Here is a 20,625-nt window from a genome sequence, read left to right as displayed (position 1 = left end):
TTTTTTTATTTAATGCCCGGCCTTGATGCCAGCCAAATGACGGCGGCCGCCTATAATAACAGCCATGCCGGCAAGCACCGCTACACACCCGGCGAAATAAGGCATATTCGGATTGAAATGATCGGCCAACACACCGGCAATCCATGGTGCAATCGCGCCGCCGATAAACCGGATTGAGCTATAGGCCGATGAAGCGACTGATCGTTCGACAGGTGCTGCTTCCATCACCGCGGTTGTCAAAATCGTATTGATCATTCCTAAAATACCGCCTGCTATGATAATCAACACGATAACAAAAGCCTTATGCTGCGTCCAAATGCCGAGCGCTAACAAATCAGCTGCGAACAACATAAACAGCAGAATAAGAGAACGGACGGTTCCAAAGACGCGCTGTACAGCCGGAGCGGTGAAAACGGATGTGACTGCAAGAAACAGTCCCCAGCCGAAAAAGACATAGCCGAGGCCTCTTTCATTTAAATCAAGAACAAATGGCGAATAAGCAAGCAAAGTGAAAAAGCCAAAGTTGTACAAAAAAGCGGACGCAGACAGTGTGAATAATCCTTTATAACGCAGCGCCTTTATCGGAGCGCTGACGGAAATTTTCTTTTGCGGTTTCGCAATCCGCGGCAAAAGAACGGAAATCGCAAGCAGAGCAACCGCCATTAAAACAGATACCCCGAAAAACGGCGCTCTCCATGATATGGTTCCAAGCTCTCCGCCAGCAAGGGGACCGACCGAAATCCCCAACCCCAGCGCCGCCTCATATAAAATAATCGCTTTTGCGCTTCCGCCTGATCCAACACTTACAATAACAGCAAGAGCTGTTGAGATAAACAAGGCGTTGCCGAGCCCCCAGCCGCCCCGAAAGCCGACAAGCTGGGAGATGGAATGTGAAAATCCGCCCAGCCCCGCAAAAATAATAATCAGAATAAGACCGCATATTAATGTCCGCTTTGCTCCAATCCGGCTTGAGATGGCGCCTGACAAAAGCATCGCAAAGCCTGTCACAAGCAGATAGCTTGTAAACAGAAGTGAAACTTGGCTGGGGGAAGCATGAAGCTGTTGAGCAATCGCCGGCAGGATCGGATCGACCAGCCCTATTCCCATAAAAGAGATGACACAAGCAAATGCTACGGCCCACACTGCTTTTGGCTGTTTAAGTATACTTGAGTTCTTAGATGGTTGTTCATTCATAACAAATCAGACCTTCCTTCCAAAAATAAACAAACGCTATCAAAATAGCGTTTGTTCAGATTGTTGACAAAATCCTAAAACGGTTTAAAGTCTTAGGATTTTGTCATCCTTTCAGCGTGATTGAAAACCTTTGCAGTCTAGGAAGGCCGAGCATCGGAGCGGACTTTCACAGGATGTGATGACGGCGGCGTTCAGGCAGGACGCCTGAGCGATTAGCCGCCGTTCCTTCCTTGAACGTGAGCACCGACGCGCAGACCTGACAACGAATGCGAGGGTTTGTCGACACGCTGACAAACGCTATCAAAATAGCGTTTGCTTTGTTTAATCAATATGACTCAGCGCATGTCGGGCCTTATGTTGCATACCCTTCAAACGCTTTTTGAATGATTGAAATTTTTCAATCTTTTCATCAATCATTCTCAGCTGTTCATTCAGCATGTTTTGAATGTCTTCAAGCTTTTCTTTTCGCTCCACTTTATCCAATGATAAAAGATAGCCTTCTTTATTCATCTCAAGATGCTTGCTCATTTCCATAAATTGCTGAAGCTCTTGCAGAGAAAATCCTAAAACTTCCTTCGCGCTTATCACTCTTTCAAGCTCTCCCAGATCGTCTTCAGAATAAAGGCGGACACCGCCCTCTGTTCGCTTTGGTGAAGAAAGCAGACCGATTTCTTCATAAAAGCGTATCGTTCTTTTGGTCAAACCGCTTCGCTTTGCTATTTGATCAATCTTCATCCAGTCCACGTCCATATCCCCCCTGATCTTCTTTGATTTTTTTATTATATCATTATCGAATGTTTACGTAAACGTTAAGTTTACCCGATAAAAAATAACTTGCTTGACAGCTTCTAGTCTATGTAACGTATCATAGAAATGAAAACAAAACGGGAGGATAAAAAAACAGGGTGAATACTCATCAAAACAAGGGATTTTTATCATTTAAAACCAAAGTTTCTGCGCTCGTCGAGAGCCGCATGTTTCAGTATTTCATTACGTTTGTCATTATTGTAAATGCGATTTCCATCGGCTTGGAGACCTATACATTTTTTAAGCCTTATCAAAACGTATTTTTTATTTTAGACTGTCTGTTTTTAGCGATTTTTGTCATTGAACTGTCTCTTAAACTATTCGTGCAAAAACTCCATTTCTTTAAAAACAACTGGAACGTTTTTGATTTTATTATCGTCGTCGGCAGTTTGGTTCTTTATAACACCAATTTCGTCAGTGTGCTCCGAATTTTCCGGGTGCTCCGGGTATTGCGGACGATCACCTCTGTTCCGTCATTAAGACGTATCGTCAATGCGTTGTTTATGGCGATTCCGACAATCAGCAGCGTCATATTATTGATGACGATCATTTTTTACGTGTACGCCGTCATCGGGACGATGTTCTTCTCAAATATTGCACCGGAATATTTCGGAAACTTGCAGCTCAGCTTTATAACGCTGTTTCAGACGTTCACACTTGAATCATGGGCAAGCGGCATATTCAGGCCGATCTTTGCCGAAAGCGGCTGGTCATGGCTGTATTTCATCTCATTTATCGTCATTGCGACATTTATTATGATCAATCTGATCGTCGGGGAAATCGTCAACAACGCCCAAAAAATTTCTCAGGAAATAGAAGATGAAACAGGCGAGTTAAAAGAGGATACAAAAGAAATAAAAGAATTGAGGGCAGAAATCAAAGAGCTCAAGGCGCTTTTAACAACCTATATCACACAAAATGAAAAGAAAGACTAAAAGGGGCTGGCATCTAAACCAGCCCTTTTTCCTATATTCACTTTCATCCGAGGGCAACAGGCAGCTCGATCAGCGATCTAAAACCAATTAATTTGCGGTATTGAACATTGGATGCAGCCAGCCGAAGCTCCGGCGCCCGCTCTAAAAGTGCAGAAATGGCAATTTGTGCTTCGAGGCGCGCCAATGAGGAACCTGGACAGACATGAGCGCCATATCCAAAGGCTAGGTGCTGATTCGGTTTTCTGGAGATATCCAGTAGATGAGGATGCTTGAATTTGTTCGGATCACGATTGGCAGCACCTAAAAGGATATATACCTGTTCTCCTTTTTTTATGATGTCCCCGTTGATTTCGCAGTCTTCTGAAGCCGTGCGCGCCGTCAGCTGTGTCGGGCTTTCATAGCGCAAAAACTCCTCGACAGCGGATTCAATAAGCTGGGGCTCCTCCTTCAGTGCGCCGAGCTCTTCAGGATGATTTATTAAAGAAAACAATCCATTGCTTATAAGGTTGACCGTCGTCTCATGTCCGGCAATGACAAGCAATATACATGTTGCAAGCACTTCCTCTTCTGTTAACTGTTCGTGCATGGTGAATCTAGTGATCATGTCTTCCTGAGGACGTGTTTTTCGCTTTTGAATCAAGCTTTTAAAATATGCCGTCAGCTGGAAGACGGCATCGCCGCCTTTCGCCAACGCCTTTCTTGATCGGGTCAAATCGATCGTCTGGATTAAGCTGGCCGTCCATTGTCTGAATCGATATCTCTCCTCTTCCGGCACTCCAAGGATTTTGGCGATGATAAGACTTGCCAAAGGAAAGGCATACTCTGAAACAATGTCCGCCGTTCCTCTCCTTTGAATTTGATCCAGCAATTCATGAACAGCTTCTTTTATATAAGGACGAAAGGAGTCTGCCATCTTCGGTGTCAATTCTTTGCCAACAAGCGTACGCATTCGTTTATGGTCAGACTGGTTTTTAAATAACAGCATATCCTGCTGTACATTTTTAAGATTTTCGTATTTTGTTGCCGTTTCAGGAAGAGGAATGCGGTTTTTAAATCTGGCATCTTTCAAAATCACTGCCGCTTCAGCATATCCTGTTACATACCAGCCCGGATATTTTAATACAGTCCCTTTATAAACAGGATGAACGGACCTCAGTTTATCATAAAAGGGATAAGGGTCTCTCCAAAAATCTGAATCAGCAAGCAGGCTTGGCTTTGCCGCGTGAAAATCTGTTGTCATGTCATCCCTCCGTCTCGTCAGCCCATTGCTTTTTTCTTGCCGTTTATTGCTGCAGGCTGGCTTTCATTTCTTCTACCGATTCGACTTCAAATCCCAAGTCATGGAGCATCTTATGGTCTTCTGTTTCATTCTGTCCTGCCGTTGTTAAATAATCTCCGACAAAAATCGAATTGGCGGCATAAAGCCCCAACGGCTGCAATGAACGAAGATTGACTTCCCGGCCGCCGGAAATGCGGATTTCCTTTGTCGGATTGATAAAACGGAACAAAGCCAATACTTTTAAGCAATAAAGCGGATTTAATTCATTTACCCCTTCTAATGGAGTACCGTCGATCGCATGCAAAAAATTAACCGGGATTGAATCGGCATCAAGCGCTTTTAAACTTTTCGCCATGTCGAGTACATCCCGCTTTGTCTCTTTCATGCCGACAATCACGCCCGAACACGGGGACATCCCGGATTGTTTGGCTGTCTCCACTGTATTGACTCTGTCATCGTACGTATGTGAAGTTGTAATGTTTGAATGATTGCTTTTTGATGTATTGATATTGTGGTTGTAGCGGTCGACTCCGGCTTCTTTTAGGCGCAGCGCTTGCTCCGGTTTTAACAATCCAAGACAGGCACAGATTTTTAAGCCGTAGGTATCTTTGATTTCTTTTACAGCATCGACAACTTGGTCGACTTCCCGGTTTGACGGCCCTCTCCCGCTGGCCACGATACAGTACGTTCCTATATTTAAATCATGTGCACGCTTTGCGCCCTCAATAAGTGTTCCTTTGTCCATCATCCGATAAGAATCGATCGGTGCTTTTGATATGGCTGACTGGGAACAGTAGCCGCAGTTTTCCGGGCAAAGGCCGGATTTTGCATTCATAATCATATTCAGCTTTACTTTTTTTCCGTAATAACGTTTTCTAATTTGAAAAGCGGCATGCATCAACAAGAGGACATCTTCATCCGGACATTCCAAAATGGAAAGCGCCTCTTTGTCCGTTACTTCCGCTCCCCCCAACACTCTATCTGCAAGATCCATCCACTGATTCACTTTTTAGCCCCCATTTGCATTTGATTCATGATGAAGGAAACATCGACATGCTCCTTTATCATGTTGTGAATATTTTCTGGTGTTACATGTTCCAGCTTCGGTGTAACGCCTAAAATCGGCACACCGCATAATTCTTCAATCATGTCTGGGTTGGTTTCTTGATCAAGGCTTGGACGGCTGCTGGTTCCATTGATCACAATACCGATTACCTCAAGCCCCATCCCTTTCGCATATTGAACGGTTAAATAGGTATGGTTGATCGTTCCAAGATTCGGCCTTGCTACGATGACAACCGGCAATTCCAAAGCTTTTATGAAATGACTGACCAAATAATCTTTTCCCAGCGGCACTGCGATTCCGCCTGCTCCTTCAACGATAAAACAATCATGCTGAATCCTTATCTTTTTCCAATGGTTCACAGCCTCTTCCAGGCTGACGGCCTTTCCCTCCAGCTCAGCAGCGATGTATGGAGCAAGCGGCTCTTTAAACTCAAAAGGTGTAATGTCTTCGTGGGAGAGACATGTCTGCGACATTTGCTTCAACAGAGCTGTATCACTTTGCGGGTGGGTGCTCCGCATCCCGCTCAAAAACGGCTTAAACACCCCGACATCAATCTTTTTCTCTTTCAATACAGCGGCAAGGCCGCATGATATGACGGTTTTCCCAACTCCTGTATCTGTCCCTGTTACAAAAAAACCCTTCATTTCACCATGTTCAACTCTCTTCCGATTAAATGAAATCCCTTTAACAAATCGTCTATTTCTCTTAAGCTGCGGTCTGCTGTGACTGTCAGCCTGATCCGGCTTTCTCCATCAGCTACCGTTGGCGGACGAATGGCCGGCGCATAAATTCCCTTTTCCTCAAGGCTTTTTGCCAATAAAACCGCTTGTTGAGCATCTCCGATCATCACAGGTACAATCGGCGTCCGCCCTCCTTTCACCGTAAATCCCATATCCTCCAGACCAGCTTTCACCGTTCTCACAGATGAATGCAAAAGCCGGCGTTTATCTTGACTGTCTTCTATAATCTCAAAGGCTGTATATGCAGCCGCACAGCTCGCTGGCGGGATCGCTGTTTGAAAAATAAACGTTCTCGCATGATTCAGCAAAAAATCGATCAATGCTTTAGAACCCGCAACAAAACCCCCTTCCGCACCAACGGCTTTGCTTAAGGTGCCGATCACAACATCGGGGCAAACGCCAAAATATTCGCTCGTCCCTCTGCCGGCCTCTCCCAAAACACCTGTTGCATGTGCATCATCGACAATAACGAAGGCCTGATAGCGTTCGGCAAGTGTGATGATCTCATCAAGCGGCGCAATCGCACCGTCCATGCTGAATACGCCGTCTGTTGCAATAAAGCGCCGATCGCATCCTTGCGCCGCTGCCAGTTTTTCTTCAAGATCACGCATATCAATGTGGTGATAAACGACCGTGTCAGCTTTTGACAGGCGGCAGCCGTCGATGATGCTGGCATGATTCAATTGATCGCTTAAAATGACATCTCCTTTTTCAGGCAATGAAGAAAGCACACCGATGTTGGCTAAATACCCGCTTGAAAACAGGAGAGCCGCTTCCGTCCGTTTAAAATCTGCGATTTTCCGCTCAAGCTTCTCATGCCAGTCTGTATTGCCCGTCGTTAACCGCGAACCGGTGCTCCCCGCTCCGGATTGGAAGAGCGCCGTTTTAGCGGCTGCAATCAATCGTTTGTCATTTGCCATGCCTAAATAATCATTTGACGACCAAATCACTTGTTTTTGTTCATCTGCTTCTGCTTCAGATCTCATCGTCCGGGGGAGCGTCCGATAAAGCCCGGCCGCTTTCGTTCTGTCCAGCCGGCTTGTGAACCATCCATCAAGATTCACGGCTTGTGACCTCATGTATCGCTTCCTTCATGATCGAAACCATCGCTTCCAGTTCCTCGATCGTGCTGGCGAGCGGAGGCAGAAATGCAGCAACATCCCCCAAAGGCCTTGTCAGCATGCCAAGCTCTCTCATTTTTAAAGAAACCTGATACCCAACGCGCTGTTCAGGCGGAAAGGATCGTTTCGTTTCCTTTGACTGAACAAGCTCTATCCCGCACATAAAACCGAGCTGGCGGATGTCGCCGACATGAGGGAGTGATGTAAGATCCTGAAGAAGCAAATGAAGCGCTTTTGATTTTTCAGCGACCTGTTCTACGATTTTTTCTGATTCGAACAAGCGCAAATTTTCTATCGCAACCGCACAGCCGAGCTGGTTTCCCGTATATGAGTGGCCGTGGAAAAACGTCTTTAATTTTTCATAGTCATCGTAGAATGCTTTGTAAATCTCTTCGGTGGCAAATGTAACGGCAATCGGCAAATATCCTCCGGTAATTCCTTTCCCCGCGGCCATTAGGTCAGGCTGAACGTTTTCATGCTCACAGGCAAACATTTTTCCGGTGCGGCCAAACCCTGTCGCCACTTCATCAACAATCATTAAAACGTCATATTTTGTGCAAAGCCGGCGAACACCTGCCAAATATCCTTCAGGCATCACGATCATGCCGGACGCTCCTTGGACCATCGATTCAATCGAAAGCGCGGCGATCTCACCGTGATGCTCGATCAGCAGCTTTTCGAGTTCTTCCAGGGATTCATCTCGGCACACATCAGGGTCGCCGCTTTCAGAACGGTATACATAAGGGACCCGCGCCTTGAAACTGTCAAACATGAGCGGGCCGTATACATGGTGGAAAAGCTCGATTGAACCGACGCTGACAGCGCCGATCGTATCGCCGTGATAGCCGTTTCGCATCGAAATGAATTTTTGCTTCTCCGGCTTCCCTGTATTTTTCCAATATTGAAATGCCATTTTCAAAGCAATTTCCATGGCTTCGGCCCCGCTGTCAGAATAAAAAACGCGCGTCAGCTTTTCAGGGCTTATTTTGACTAATATCTCGGCAAGCTCTGTCGCTGGAACATTCGACATCCCCAACAACGTAGAATGCGCAATTTTCCCAAGCTGTTTTTTAATCGCCTCATCTAGTTCCGTTTTGCGGTGTCCGTGTACATTGAGCCACACTGAAGAAAATCCGTCATAGTATTCCTTGCCGTCTATATCTTTTAGCTTAATGCCTTCTCCGCTTTCGATGATTAATGGATGTTCATCATAGTCTTTCATTTGTGTAAAAGGCAGCCACAAATGCTGTTTGCTTTTTTCAATTAATGATTGGTTCATCCTTCTCCCCCCGACTGAATCAATACAGGCTGTTTTTCCAAATAGTCTATGCAGTTCTTCATATCTATCAATCCATCAACAAAAAAAATTCGGCAGCCGCTTTCGTCTCCATACTCTTTCATTTTTGTGATCCGCTGATAGCCCAGCTCTCCAGCGGCAACATAGCCCGTTATGTAATCAGGATCATCAGACCAGCATAATTCAGCGACTACAGCCGGGTGCCCGGATACCTTTGCCGCAACTGCAAGCGCCTCCTTCATTCGCGGATTCGGCGGCATGCCGCATCCGGCTGCCCACTCTTCAAAATCTGTTTCCGGCCAATCCATTCGGGAGACGCGCACACCCTTGTCTTTTCTCCCGTCAATCCGCCGGCCTGAATGGATATCAAACAAGACAGCACCCCTTACTCTCGAATATTCGGCAATTTCCCGAAACGCTTTTTCAATTATGTCTCGAGGAACACCCGCTTGGCTGATAAGCTCCTTCGCGAGTTCTTGTCCTTTTTCGGCTGAATCAGCTTCATTTGTTTCAATTAGCAAAGGCTGAATCGTCCTGATCGGTTCGTTTACACGTTCAAACTGAATTTGCATAAAGTCGGGTTTACCTCTTGAATGAGATAAGCCTTTTTCCAATAAGGCATTGACCGTATGCTTCAAACCGTCGAAAGGCGTGAGCTTCTCTCCTCCGGAAATATGTTTTCCGCCATCCTCATGACGCCCATTTTGGGACGCTCTCATTCTTACACTATAGTATGTTTCTCCCTTCATATTTCCCCCTCTTTTTAATGTATGAAGACCGACCGCGCATAAATGTTAACCTTAAATTATTATAAGTTAACATTACAAATAGAATATTAGTATTCCTTCTCTAATATGTCAACAAGATATGCCAAAGCGGTTTCTCTTGAAAAATAAAAAAGACAAAAGAGGGTGTCCTCTTCTGTCTTTTTTCAGCTGATATGATTCTGTTTACTTTGCTTTTTCAATCTGCCAATCAAACGGGTCGGGCAGAAGCGACCAGTCATCGGCCATCTCCGAATCTGTCAGCAGACATTGATCCGCTTCAGCCGCAATCTCTTTTGGCGAAAGATCGATTCCAATGAAAACAAGCTTTGTATGGCGGTCGCCAAATTCAGCATTCCACTCTTTTAAAAGCTCCGGATTCTGCCGTAAAATTTGCTCCTGCTCTTGTTTAGACAATGCGGCAACCCAGTAAGAGATCGGTTCCAGACTGGCGGACGGGCCCGCTTGGGACATTAATAAAGCAAGGCTGTTGCGCGTCGCACACCATGCAATCCCTTTCGCCCTTACAATGTTTTCCGGAAGCGAATGAATCCAGTTGTAAAACCGCTCTGTGTGAAAAGGCCGACGGGCTTCATATACAAAAGATGAGATTCCGTACTCTTCAGTCTCAGGCGTATGCTCCTGATGCCCCTGATTTAATTCTCTAATCCACCCCGCTGACCTGCTTGCTTCCTCAAACTGAAACAAGCCTGTGTTTAAAATGTCCTTCGGGTCGACTTCACCTTTTACCGCCCGAATGATGCTAGCTTTAGGCTGCAGCGTTCTCAGCACTTTTTCCAGTTTGGCCAGCTCTTCTTGAGAGACAAGGTCGCATTTATTCAAAATCAGCACATCGCAAAATTCGATTTGATCAATAAGCAGATCGGCAATGTCGCGCTCATCCTCTTCACCGATTGCTTCTTTTCTGTCGAGCAGGCTGTCTCCAGATTGGAAGTCATGCCAAAAACGATTGGCATCGACCACTGTCACCATCGTATCCAGGCGGCAAAACCGCGTTAAATCAATGCCCAGCTCTTCATCGATGTAAGAAAAAGTTTGCGCGACAGGAATCGGTTCACTGATGCCTGTTGACTCAATGACGATATAATCGATATTCCCCTGTTTCGCCAGTTTTTCTACTTCAACCAATAAATCTTCCCTTAGTGTGCAGCAAATGCAGCCATTTGACATTTCGACCAGTTTCTCATCTGTCCGTGAAAGACCGCCTCCCTGTTTAACCAGTCCGGCGTCAATGTTCACCTCGCTCATGTCATTGACGATGACGGCGACTTTCATCCCCTGGCGATTTTGCAATATGTAATTCAGCAGAGTCGTTTTGCCCGCTCCCAAGTAGCCGCTTAATACTGTTACAGGAATCGTTTTGCTCATTTTCATTCTCCTTTTTGATATTTTTATAAATCGTAATTATTACGATTTATATGTTATATTTCATCATATCCGGGATACAAATGCAAAATCATCTTCTTTCACAACATGACCACTTGATTTTATCACAGCATTCCCTCAAAATAAATAGGAATAATTACGATTTGTTTGTTGAAAGGAGTCTCACCAATGAAACATGAACTTCACTTACCCGCAAAACCGGAACGCCACCGCCGCTTCGGATCAGTCGAAGCGATAAAAGGAACAAAGCCGACTGATAAAGAAAACATGTCAGATCTTCAAAATATGCCGAACGATTATTTTTTTAATATTGATCATGTCGGCGTCTCAAACGTTTCACACCCGATTCAGATCGAATCTTCCGCCATACCGCATACTCAGACGACGATCGGGTCATTTTCTTTCACAACAAACCTCGACAAGAGCCGCAAAGGGATTAATATGAGCCGGCTGACAGAGCAGCTGCAGCGCTATCATGAGAAAAACTGGACCGTTGATCTGAATACGCTGAAAGATTTCACGAAGGAACTTGCAGACAATATGGAACAGCAAAGCGCCTCGGTTTCTGTTTCTTTTCCTTGGTATTTTCAACGCCGCAGTCCTGAAACCGAATTGCTCGGGCTGATGCATGCCGATATCCATATGAAAGTTTCTTACAAAGAAAACACAGGCTGGGCACAAACCGTCGGGATGACTTCGCATGTGACGACTCTCTGTCCATGTTCAAAAGAAATCAGCGAATACAGCGCCCACAATCAGCGCGGCATCATTTCCATCACCGCGCACATTCATGACAAGGCGGAAATGCCTGACGATTTTAAAACAGAGCTACTCGCCGCAGCGGAGACGAATGCAAGCGCAAAGCTCCACCCCGTCTTAAAAAGGCCCGACGAAAAAAGGGTGACTGAACAGGCCTACGAGAATCCGAGATTTGTAGAAGACATCATTCGCCTAACAGCCGCTGATTTATACGAAATGGATTGGATCTCGGCCTTTGACATCGAATGCCGGAATGAAGAATCGATTCATATGCATGATGCCGTGGCCCGGCTGTCATTTTCCAAGAGCTAATGAAAAAAAGCTCAGCACCTTTCGGCTGAGCTTTTTTGGCTACTTCGTTTCCTGCACATATTCAATATCATCTTTATACTGGCTGTATCCCTCTTTATATTCCATAATACGGGCTGTTTCAGCAATGAATTTTTCATCATAACCCGCCCTTCTCAGCAAGTGAAAGCCCATTTCCATTCCTGAAGCGATGCCTCCGGCGGTTACAATTCTGCCGCTGTCAACGATTCTTGCCCGGCTGATTTTGCAGGCGGGCGCGATGTCAGCTAAACGGTCGATCGGCACTTGCCCCATTTCCGATGCCTCCAGCCGATCCGGTTCTTTGCGGCTTGTGGCGGGAACCCCGTCTAAGAGTCCCATTCGCCCGAAAATCCATGAACCCGTACATACGCTGACCAGCAAAGTTGTCTCAGGAAGAGAGCGGATGAACTGATGCAGCCGTTTGTTATTTGTCTCCTGCCGTGTGCCGAATCCGCCCGGAATTAAGAAAGCATCCATATCAGGCTGGTCTTGAAAACTATAATTCGGCTGAACGACCAGTCCTGCCTGAGTCTGAACCGGCTTCATCGCATCTGCCACAAGAAAGGCGTCCAGCTCGGGATCAAGCCGCCTCGCCACTGAAAACACCCCGTACGGAGCCGCATAGTCTATGATTTCAGCATCCTTGAAAATATACACACCAAGCCTGAATCCTCTCGTTTTGTTCATTGTTTTCCTCCCTTTCTATATCTCTTTCATCCTTACAAAAATAACGATATCATGAAGATATCCATTTTACTTATGAATGATTGCGATACAAACCATTTTATTTATCGATATCAAGGAGATGACCATTTTATGATTGAGATGTTAGAGGGGAAATTTTTCAATACCTTCATTGCCGTGATGGAAGAAAAAAACTTCAGCCGCGCTGCTGATCGGCTGGGGTATGTACAATCAACCGTCACCAGCCATATTCAGCTTTTGGAACAAGCTTGCGGGCAAAGGTTGTTTCAGCGTTTATCAAGAGGGGTGAAACCGACTCCGGCCGGTTTGAAGCTTGCTGCATTTGCTTATCAATTTATTCATTTAGGAAGATCTATAGAAGAAGCGATGAATGAGCTCGATCAGCCTCAAGGAAATGTTGACATCAGAATGCAGGAATCGTTTTTCCTCACGCGCATGTCGACTATGATTCAAGAATTTTCAAAAGATCATCCAAACATCAGATTAAAACTGGAAAGCGGGTTTCAGCAAGATATCGTTCAGCAGGTGCTGGATCATGCCGTCGATTTCGGGATTGTGCCGCAAAATCCAAATCGGCCAGATATCCTGTTCGTCCCTTTGCTCGAAGAAAAGCTGGTATTTATCGCATCCCATGACCTGGTTGAAAAAGTTGAATCTGAAGGCCTGAGCGCCCTGAGCCGCGAAACATTTATCAGTTTCGGCACAAGCTGTGTGTACCATACAAAAGCGGGCCGGCTATTGCAGGAAGCCGGAATCGAAGGAAACAGCGCCCTCGAATACCCAAGCATCGAAATGATCAAACAGGCTGTAAGATGCGGGATCGGCTTTGCCTTCATTCCGGAAATCGCCGTCAAACAAGAACTTGAAGCAGGTCAATTCGAGCTATTGCAGCTATCAGCGCCGATTGTTTCCACGCATGGGCTCATTGTCCGTAAAGACAGGGAGCTCGGTCTGGCAGCATCGTTATTCAGGGCAAGAGTGACCGGGTATTTTTCGTCCAATTGTTGAGAAAAAACAAAGCCCAGCAACGTTTATGCTGGGCTTAGCTTTTTATAAAAAAATCGTTCATTTGTAGATGAGCGTGATCCAGCAGGCAAAACCGAAAATCATAAAGTTCTTTGCAGCACGTGCGTGGATGCACCACCAGCCAGCAGCAGGCTGCTTACTGTTTGCCGTTTTACTCTCCGGGCAGCCGTCCATTATGATTGTTCAAGCTCCTCGATCATCAGCGACAGTTCGGTCCAGCGCTCCATCGCCTCTTCAAGCTCTTCCGCTGTTTTCTTTTGGTCTTCCATCAGTGTCTCGATTTTTGCAAAGTCGCTGCCCGCAGCTGCGATCTCTTCTTCAAGCTGTTTATGCTTTTCTTCCAGGCCTGCGATTCTGTCTTCGATGCCTTCCCATTCCAGCTGATCTTTATACGAAAGCTTTTTCCTTTTCTTTTTCTCGGGTTTCACAGTCTCAACCGCTTCCTGGGAAGGTTTCTCACGGATGATTTCCTTTTGCTTTTCCATATATTCGCTGTATGAGCCGTGAAAGCGCGAGATGGATCCGTTCCCTTCAAACACGAGCAGGCGGCTGACGACCCGGTCAAGGAAGTAGCGGTCATGGGATATCGTCACGACAACACCTGGAAACTGCTCTAAATAATCTTCCAAAACCCCAAGCGTTTCAGTATCCAGGTCATTTGTCGGCTCATCGAGAAACAGGACATTCGGCTCCTCCATCAGCACTTTCAGCAAATACAGACGCCTTTTCTCACCGCCCGACAGCTTGCGGATAAAATTGTGCTGCGTACGGCGCGGAAAGAGGAACCTTTCCAGCATTTGTTCGGCGGTAATCACTTGGCCGTCGGCCGTTTTGACGATTTCGGCCGTTTCCTTGACATAATCAATCACTTGCAACGCATCATTCATTTCACTGTGATCCTGTGTATAATAGCCGATTCTGACGGTCTGGCCGATCGTAATGCGGCCCGCTTCAGGCTCGAAGCGCCCGGCCAGCGCGTTTAACAGCGTCGTTTTGCCGATGCCGTTCGGTCCGATAATGCCGATTCGGTCTCCGGGTATAATCAGTTCATCAAATGAGCTGACAAGCTGTTTTCCGCCGCGGCTGATCTCAACGCCTTCAGCCTCAATCACCTGCTTGCCGAGGCGGTGGGAGCCGACCGCAAAATCGAGGGATGAACCCGCTTCAGGCCCATCCTGCTCTTTCAGTTCTTCCACCCGCTGAACCCTGGCCTTCTGTTTTGTCGAACGGGCTTTGGCTCCCCTTCTCAGCCAAGCGAGCTCTCTTCTGAGCAGGTTCTGCCGCTTCGTTTCGTTTTGTTCAGCCTGCGCTTCCCGTTCAGCGCGCTTTTCTAAAAACACTTCATAATTCCCTTTATACGTGTAAAGGTGGCCGCGATCAAGCTCATAGATCCGGTTTGTCACCCGGTTTAGAAAATAGCGGTCATGTGTGACGAGTACGACTGAACCGGGATATCCGCTCAAATAGCCTTCAAGCCATTCGATTGTTTCATTATCAAGGTGGTTCGTCGGCTCATCCAATATCAAAAGGTCTGCTGGCTGGATGAGTGTTTTGGCAATCGCCACGCGCTTTTTTTGGCCTCCGGAAAGAGCCCTGACTTCTTTTGCCACATCGGCGACGCCGAGCTTTGTTAAAATCGTTTTTGCCGCCGTGTTCGCATCCCAGGCGCCATGTTCATCCATTTTGCCCTGAGCGGCCAAAAGATTATCCTGCTTCTTCTGATCGTCGGGAGACGCATTCAATTCCTGCAATGCTTTTTCATACGCCCTCATCGTCCGCATCATCACGGAATCGCCTGAATAAATGTGCTCCAGCACCGTTTCAGGGCCATCCAAATCCGGTTCCTGATGCAGGTACTCGATTTGAAGGCTGCCCGATTTCGTGATCTCTCCTTTTTCCGTTGATTCAAAGCCGGCTATCGCTTTAAGCAAACTGCTTTTTCCGGTTCCATTCGGTCCGATTAAGCCGATTCGCTCATTTTCTTCAATATGAAACGATATATAATCAAATAATGTCTTGTCTCCGTATGTTTTATATAAACCTTCAGCTTTTAAAATGCTCATGTATTCTACCAATCCTAACGTAATGTCATACCTTTATTTTAAAGCAGTTTTTGAAAGAAAACTAGTGAGAGGTTTGTGAGCTCTTAAAACAGCTGAATCTCACTGAAGGACGGCCGGAAGCCAAAAATAGACGCTGATCACGATGATCAAAATCCCCACAATATTCAGCCAGAACCCCGCCCTGATCATATCCTTCATATTCAATACATTGGCGCTGAATACAGCCGCATTCGGCGGGGTGGAAATCGGAAGCATAAAGGCGCAGGATGATGCGAGCGCAGCTGCGGCCATCAGCCCGTACGGCTCAACCTGGAGCGCGGTGCCAAGGCCGACGGTCATCGGGATCACCATATTGGCGACAGCCGTATTGGACATGATCTCCGTCATAAATAAAATCGACGCCGTTAACACGACCACAACAAGCAAGTATGGATGGCCTTCCAGAAGCTTAAGCTTGCCGCCGATCCATGCCGTTAAGTTCGTTGCTGAAAAACCCGATGCAAGCGACAATCCGCCCCCGAACAAGAGAAGCAGGCCCCACGGCAGCGACTGCATATCCTTCCACTCCAAAATCCGCTCATCCTTTGTGCTTGGAATTAAGAAAAGCAGGACCGCACCAAAAATGGCGATTGACGTATCTGATACCGCAAATGGAAGGAGAAATTTGAACATCCATAAAAATGCGGTCACCAAAAAAACGGCGAATACCGATTTTTCCTCCTTTGTCATCGCCCCCAGCGCCTTCAGATCATGATCGATAAACCCGGGCTTTTTTCCTTCAAAGCGGCTGACTTTAAACTTCACCTTCGTTAAATAAACATATAGAATGATCAGAAAAAGAACAGAAACCGGAAATCCGAACAAAAACCATTCAAAAAACATAATATCCTGATTCAGCATCTTTCTGGACATCGCCGCAAACACCGCGTTCGGCACAGAACCGACCAAAGTGGCGAGCCCTCCGATTGACGCAGCATATGCGACGGCCAGCAAGATGCTTTTGCTGAATTTCTGCAGGGAATCCCCTTTTAAAATCTCTTTTTCCTGCACTTCTTTAATGATAGCGAGCGCGACAGGAAGCATCATCAAGGCGGTGGCGGCGTTTGAAATCCACATCGATAAAAACGCTGTCGCCAGCATAACCCCCAGCACAACCCGATGGCTTTCCGCCCCGATGCGCTTTAAAATATGCAAAGCCATCCGCTTGTGAAGATTCCATTTCTCAATCGCGATCGCAATGATAAAGCCCCCCATATACATAAAAACAATCGGGTCGCCGTATGCCTTAGCCGTCGTTTCCATATCTAAACCGCCTAATGTGGGCATAAGAATGATAGGCAGCAGCGATGCGGCGGGAATCGGCACGGCTTCCGTGATCCACCAGACGGCCGTCCATGCCGTCACAGCAAGAATGACCCGCGGTGCATAAGCCAGCTCCGCCTCCGGTATCAAGCCAAAGATCAGCAAAAAACCGATCGGCCCCAACAATAATCCGGTCAGTTTTGTTGATGTATATACTCTCATATATCCCTTCCTCCCTTTGAAAGCGGTTTCCGTTTATCACTTTCGATTTGGGCGGGGAAAAATCCTCTAAAAAATTTAAAATAAAATTTTAATTATTGGGATTTGGCTGGGGGCGGCTGATTCATAAAAAAAGCCGCCGACATTGCCGGACAGCTTCTCCTTTTCTATATATCTAGTCTTCAAAATGGTGTTCCGCCATTTTTGCGAGGTTCTGCGCATTGCTGCTGATTTCCTGCATGGTCGCGGAAATTTGTTCAACACCGGCGGCCTGGCCGCTTGTATGCTCATTGATGACTTCAATCGAATGTTCAAGGTCTTTCAATAAGGCGTGGATCTTTTTCGTGATTTGGTCAATTTGGCCGACGTTTTCTTTTGAGTGTGTCGCAAGCTTTCTGATCTCGTCTGCCACAACAGAGAATCCTTTTCCCGATTCTCCGGCTCTGGCTGCTTCGATTGCCGCATTCAGCCCCAGCAGGTTGCTTTGGTCTGAAATGCCTTTAACAGTGACGGAAATCTTTTCGATTTCACCTGCGCTCTCACTTACTTCTTTCGCCTGCTTGGAGATATCGGACATTTGGCCGGAAAATCCGCTGACAGACCCGGCGATGTCCTGAATGGCTGACGCCGTCTGTTCAACGATGACGGACAAGCTCTCTGCCACGCGGTGAAGCTGGTCTGATTTTTCCAGGCTTGTGCCGAGTCCGACGCCGCCGATGACCCGGCCGTTCTCGTCATTCAGCGGAATCGCTCTGGCGGCAAGCGGGAAGCCAAACAGCTCCTTTGGCACCATGCTGACTTTCTTTTTGTTTTGACGGATGGCGTCTGTAATAATGTCCCCTTCCTGCAAAGGATCGCCCGGTTTTACATTCAGGGAAAATGTCTTACCCGGAATGTTGATGATCAGCTTTTCTGTATCATAAATACCGACTGTCACATCATCCTGAATCAGCTGATTCAGGAAAGGCGCAACCTTCACAAAAGCATCCAGGAGAGGATGGATGTCTGTTTTTACTGCTTCACTCATGTTTCAAACCTCCTTTTAATATGGAAAAACTCTCTTTTGGTGCTGGACAGAGATCCACTTTAATGTCGTAAACTCCTCAAGGCTCCACTCGCCGTTCAGCCTCCCGAGTCCGGATTGCTTTTCTCCTCCGAAAGCGACATGCGATTCATCGTTGATCGTTGTGTCATTGACATGGATCATACCCGACTCAATCTGTTTGGCGATTTCAACACCGCGTTCAACATTTCCTGTATGTACGGCCCCGCTTAAGCCAAATGTTGTATCATTGGCAATCTTAATCGCTTCTTCCTCTGTCTGAAACGGCATGACGCATACAACCGGACCAAACAGCTCTTCCTGGGCGATGGACATGTCAGGCTGAACATCGGTTAAAATCGTCGGTTCGACGAGATTTTCTTTGATTTCACCCTTGATAAGCGGGACGGCGCCTTCGGCAATTCCTTTTTCAATCGCCTTTCTTAAATGTTCCGCCTGGCGTTCATTAATGACAGGCCCGATAAGGGTTTCAGGATCCATCGGATCTCCTGTCTTAAACGCGGATACCTTTTCACAAAACAATTTTAAAAATTGCGGATGGACCTCTTTTTGCACGAGAATCCGGTTGGCCGACATACAAATTTGCCCCTGATGGGTGAATCGGCTGAAGGCCGCCGCATTGACCGCATACTCCAAATCGGCATCCTCAAGAACGATCAGGGCGCTGTTGCCGCCAAGCTCAAGCAGCGGTTTTTTAAAATGTTTTACCGCCAGCTGTCCGATATGGCTGCCGACCTTTGTTGAACCGGTAAACGAGATGATTCTCGGAATCGGATGTTCAACAAAGCTGTCGCCGATTTCTCCGATATCAGTCACAACGACATTCAAAAGACCCTTCGGAAGTCCGGCTTCTTCAAAAATCTTTGCAATCAAGGTGCCCCCGCAAATCGGCGTCTCCTCATGAGGCTTCAGCACAACGCCATTTCCCGCGCCAAGCGCCGGAGCAACCGATTTGACGGATAAAAAGAACGGAAAATTGAACGGACTGATGACTCCGACGACACCGGCCGGAATCCGGTAAAGCCGATTCTCTTTTCCATCAACCGGCGAAGGCAGAATTTTCCCTTCCATCTTAAGCGGGAAGCCCGCAGCTTCTTTGATCATATTGATGACAAGATCAATTTCAAAAGCAGCTTTTAACCTTGTGCCGCCAAGCTCCTCCATTATGAGATACACAATCGCTTCTGTATGCTCTTCAATGTAAGCGACGGCTTTTTCGAAAATCGCTCTTTTCTCATATGGACCGACGCAATCCCATTTTTTCTTCGCCTCCAAAGCCGATTTGTAGGCTTGGTCGACATCATCAGGCGTTGCTTTGCGAAAAGATGTAATCGTTTTATGGGTATATGGATTTAGATCGGCTAACATATTGCCGCTTTGGCCGTCCCTCCATTCCCCTCCTATGTATTGACGGTTGAGATCAGATATTTGAATCATTCGGGCCATCTCCTATCAAACAATTTTGGGAAAAGTTAGACTTCAATATAAGTATCGGCATTCTTTCAAAAAAATTCAATCTCGCAGGGCTTTAGGCATAAAAAAAGATTTTACCGCGCGATATCGGTAAAATCCGGTTGATCCGTCAAACTCTTTTTCCTATGGGTTTTAAACAATTCGATGATCAATTTTTCTTCTTCACTTAGCGTATGGTTTTTGTTAAAGCAAATCGACACGTAAAAATAAGGAATGACCTCTTCATCCAAAGGAATTGTTGTGATATCCTCCGCATCTGACACGACCATTCTGCTTAAAAGGCTGATGCCGCAGTTAACCGCAATCAATGATTTAAGCGTTTGGATTTTATCTGTTTGGTAGACAATTTTCGGCGCCATCCGGTATTTTTTAGTAAAATACTGAAAAGCTGTGCGGTGAACAAATGCTTTTCCAAGCACAAGCATCTTCTCATTTTCCAATTCCTGAAAATTAATCTTGTCATAAGTGCTGAATTGATGCTTCTTGGAAGTGCATATCACGAGTTCTGAAGACGTGATGGGGATGCTGTTTATTTTTCTGTTTGAAAGCGGCGAGGCTGAACCGATGATCGCCAAATCCAGTTTGTTCTCTTCGATTTTTTTCATCAGCAGTTCTGAGCCGTCTTCAACCAATGTGATAAAAGGCAAAAGCCCTTTATTGTCGATCTGCTTCATGATATCTGCCGCATAGTAGCCCCCGATGATCGGCGGCAGCCCCAGGCGGATCATCGGATGATTAAACTCCCTGATCTCCCTGACGGTATTGTCAACCGCTGTTAAAATCGATTGGGCTTTATCCTGTAAAAATTGTCCCGCGATCGTCAGCTCTACGGAACGGTGCGACTTATTGATTTCAAACAGCTTAACACCAAGTTCATCTTCGAGGCGATGAATCGCAAACGTAACGGATGGCTGGGACACATAAAGGACTTCCGCTGTTTTTGTAAAGCTTTTCGTATAGCAAAGCGTCTGGAAATACTCCAAATCTTTCAGGTTCATATCTATGGTGTCTCCTTACATAAAGGCTATCATTTAAAATGATAGCCTTTTTCTGGGGACTTACAAGTGACAGTTTT

General features: G+C 46.3%; 18 protein-coding genes. 3 read left to right on the top strand and 15 right to left on the bottom strand.

Annotated elements, in window-relative coordinates:
• Window positions 1–9: 9 nt before the first annotated feature.
• Both RBH91_RS04395 and RBH91_RS04390 read right to left on the bottom strand, forming a co-directional pair.
• Window positions 10–1,194 (bottom strand): MFS transporter, encoded by a 1,185-nt coding sequence (locus RBH91_RS04395; RefSeq protein WP_307893610.1) that lies wholly within the window; start codon window positions 1,192–1,194, stop codon window positions 10–12.
• A 321-nt stretch (window positions 1,195–1,515) separates the two neighbouring features.
• Window positions 1,516–1,938: a MerR family transcriptional regulator gene (locus RBH91_RS04390; RefSeq protein ID WP_307893609.1), complete on the bottom strand. Its 423-nt coding sequence runs from the start codon at window positions 1,936–1,938 to the stop codon at window positions 1,516–1,518.
• A 161-nt stretch (window positions 1,939–2,099) separates the two neighbouring features.
• Here RBH91_RS04390 and RBH91_RS04385 point away from each other — a divergent pair, with 161 nt between their 5' ends.
• On the top strand, window positions 2,100–2,936 hold the full coding sequence (locus RBH91_RS04385) for an ion transporter (RefSeq protein WP_307893608.1): 837 nt from the start codon (window positions 2,100–2,102) through the stop codon (window positions 2,934–2,936).
• 43 nt (window positions 2,937–2,979) lie between these two features.
• Here the strand turns inward: RBH91_RS04385 and RBH91_RS04380 are convergent, their stop codons facing one another.
• The 7 genes from RBH91_RS04380 to RBH91_RS04350 all read right to left on the bottom strand — a co-directional run bounded on the left by RBH91_RS04380 (window position 2,980) and on the right by RBH91_RS04350 (window position 10,592).
• Complete coding sequence (locus tag RBH91_RS04380; RefSeq protein ID WP_307893607.1) at window positions 2,980–4,176, bottom strand: cytochrome P450; 1,197 nt, start codon at window positions 4,174–4,176, stop codon at window positions 2,980–2,982.
• 43 nt (window positions 4,177–4,219) lie between these two features.
• Complete coding sequence (gene bioB, locus RBH91_RS04375) at window positions 4,220–5,221, bottom strand: biotin synthase BioB (protein WP_307893606.1); 1,002 nt, start codon at window positions 5,219–5,221, stop codon at window positions 4,220–4,222.
• Complete coding sequence (gene bioD, locus RBH91_RS04370) at window positions 5,218–5,925, bottom strand: dethiobiotin synthase (protein ID WP_307893605.1); 708 nt, start codon at window positions 5,923–5,925, stop codon at window positions 5,218–5,220. Before bioD ends, bioB begins: the two co-directional genes overlap by 4 nt.
• Window positions 5,922–7,100 carry an 8-amino-7-oxononanoate synthase gene (gene bioF, locus RBH91_RS04365; protein WP_404802474.1) on the bottom strand — a complete coding sequence of 393 codons (1,179 nt, stop codon included), beginning with the start codon at window positions 7,098–7,100 and terminating at the stop codon, window positions 5,922–5,924. Before bioF ends, bioD begins: the two co-directional genes overlap by 4 nt.
• Window positions 7,075–8,421 (bottom strand): adenosylmethionine--8-amino-7-oxononanoate transaminase, encoded by a 1,347-nt coding sequence (gene bioA, locus RBH91_RS04360; protein ID WP_307893604.1) that lies wholly within the window; start codon window positions 8,419–8,421, stop codon window positions 7,075–7,077. Before bioA ends, bioF begins: the two co-directional genes overlap by 26 nt.
• The gene (gene bioW / locus RBH91_RS04355; RefSeq protein WP_307893603.1) at window positions 8,418–9,188 is read right to left on the bottom strand and encodes a 6-carboxyhexanoate--CoA ligase; all 771 of its coding nucleotides are present in this window, start codon (window positions 9,186–9,188) and stop codon (window positions 8,418–8,420) included. Before bioW ends, bioA begins: the two co-directional genes overlap by 4 nt.
• A gap of 201 nt (window positions 9,189–9,389) precedes the next feature.
• On the bottom strand, window positions 9,390–10,592 hold the full coding sequence (locus RBH91_RS04350; RefSeq protein ID WP_076761992.1) for a GTP-binding protein: 1,203 nt from the start codon (window positions 10,590–10,592) through the stop codon (window positions 9,390–9,392).
• Between the two features lie 186 nt (window positions 10,593–10,778).
• On the opposite strand from RBH91_RS04350, the gene folE2 reads away from it, so the two are divergent.
• Window positions 10,779–11,681, top strand: coding sequence for a GTP cyclohydrolase FolE2 (gene folE2 / locus RBH91_RS04345; protein WP_307893602.1), 903 nt, complete (start codon window positions 10,779–10,781; stop codon window positions 11,679–11,681).
• A gap of 39 nt (window positions 11,682–11,720) precedes the next feature.
• Here folE2 and RBH91_RS04340 read toward each other — a convergent pair whose 3' ends face one another.
• Window positions 11,721–12,386 (bottom strand): DJ-1/PfpI family protein, encoded by a 666-nt coding sequence (locus RBH91_RS04340; protein ID WP_307893601.1) that lies wholly within the window; start codon window positions 12,384–12,386, stop codon window positions 11,721–11,723.
• 129 nt (window positions 12,387–12,515) lie between these two features.
• Here RBH91_RS04340 and RBH91_RS04335 point away from each other — a divergent pair, with 129 nt between their 5' ends.
• Window positions 12,516–13,412 (top strand): LysR family transcriptional regulator, encoded by an 897-nt coding sequence (locus tag RBH91_RS04335; protein ID WP_307893600.1) that lies wholly within the window; start codon window positions 12,516–12,518, stop codon window positions 13,410–13,412.
• Window positions 13,413–13,603: 191 nt separating this feature from the next.
• Here the strand turns inward: RBH91_RS04335 and RBH91_RS04330 are convergent, their stop codons facing one another.
• From RBH91_RS04330 to RBH91_RS04310, 5 genes are all read right to left on the bottom strand, one after another.
• On the bottom strand, window positions 13,604–15,493 hold the full coding sequence (locus RBH91_RS04330) for an ABC-F family ATP-binding cassette domain-containing protein (RefSeq protein ID WP_307893599.1): 1,890 nt from the start codon (window positions 15,491–15,493) through the stop codon (window positions 13,604–13,606).
• 99 nt (window positions 15,494–15,592) lie between these two features.
• The gene (locus RBH91_RS04325; RefSeq protein ID WP_307893598.1) at window positions 15,593–17,017 is read right to left on the bottom strand and encodes an SLC13 family permease; all 1,425 of its coding nucleotides are present in this window, start codon (window positions 17,015–17,017) and stop codon (window positions 15,593–15,595) included.
• 172 nt (window positions 17,018–17,189) lie between these two features.
• On the bottom strand, window positions 17,190–17,591 hold the full coding sequence (locus tag RBH91_RS22620; protein WP_370510587.1) for a methyl-accepting chemotaxis protein: 402 nt from the start codon (window positions 17,589–17,591) through the stop codon (window positions 17,190–17,192).
• A gap of 465 nt (window positions 17,592–18,056) precedes the next feature.
• The gene (locus tag RBH91_RS04315; RefSeq protein ID WP_307893597.1) at window positions 18,057–19,514 is read right to left on the bottom strand and encodes a benzaldehyde dehydrogenase; all 1,458 of its coding nucleotides are present in this window, start codon (window positions 19,512–19,514) and stop codon (window positions 18,057–18,059) included.
• 110 nt (window positions 19,515–19,624) lie between these two features.
• The gene (locus tag RBH91_RS04310) at window positions 19,625–20,548 is read right to left on the bottom strand and encodes a LysR family transcriptional regulator (protein ID WP_307893596.1); all 924 of its coding nucleotides are present in this window, start codon (window positions 20,546–20,548) and stop codon (window positions 19,625–19,627) included.
• Window positions 20,549–20,625: the final 77 nt, after the last annotated feature.

Source organism: Bacillus swezeyi, from assembly GCF_030908325.1.
Taxonomy (GTDB): domain Bacteria; phylum Bacillota; class Bacilli; order Bacillales; family Bacillaceae; genus Bacillus; species Bacillus swezeyi.
This window is presented reverse-complemented; position numbering and strand designations above follow the sequence as displayed.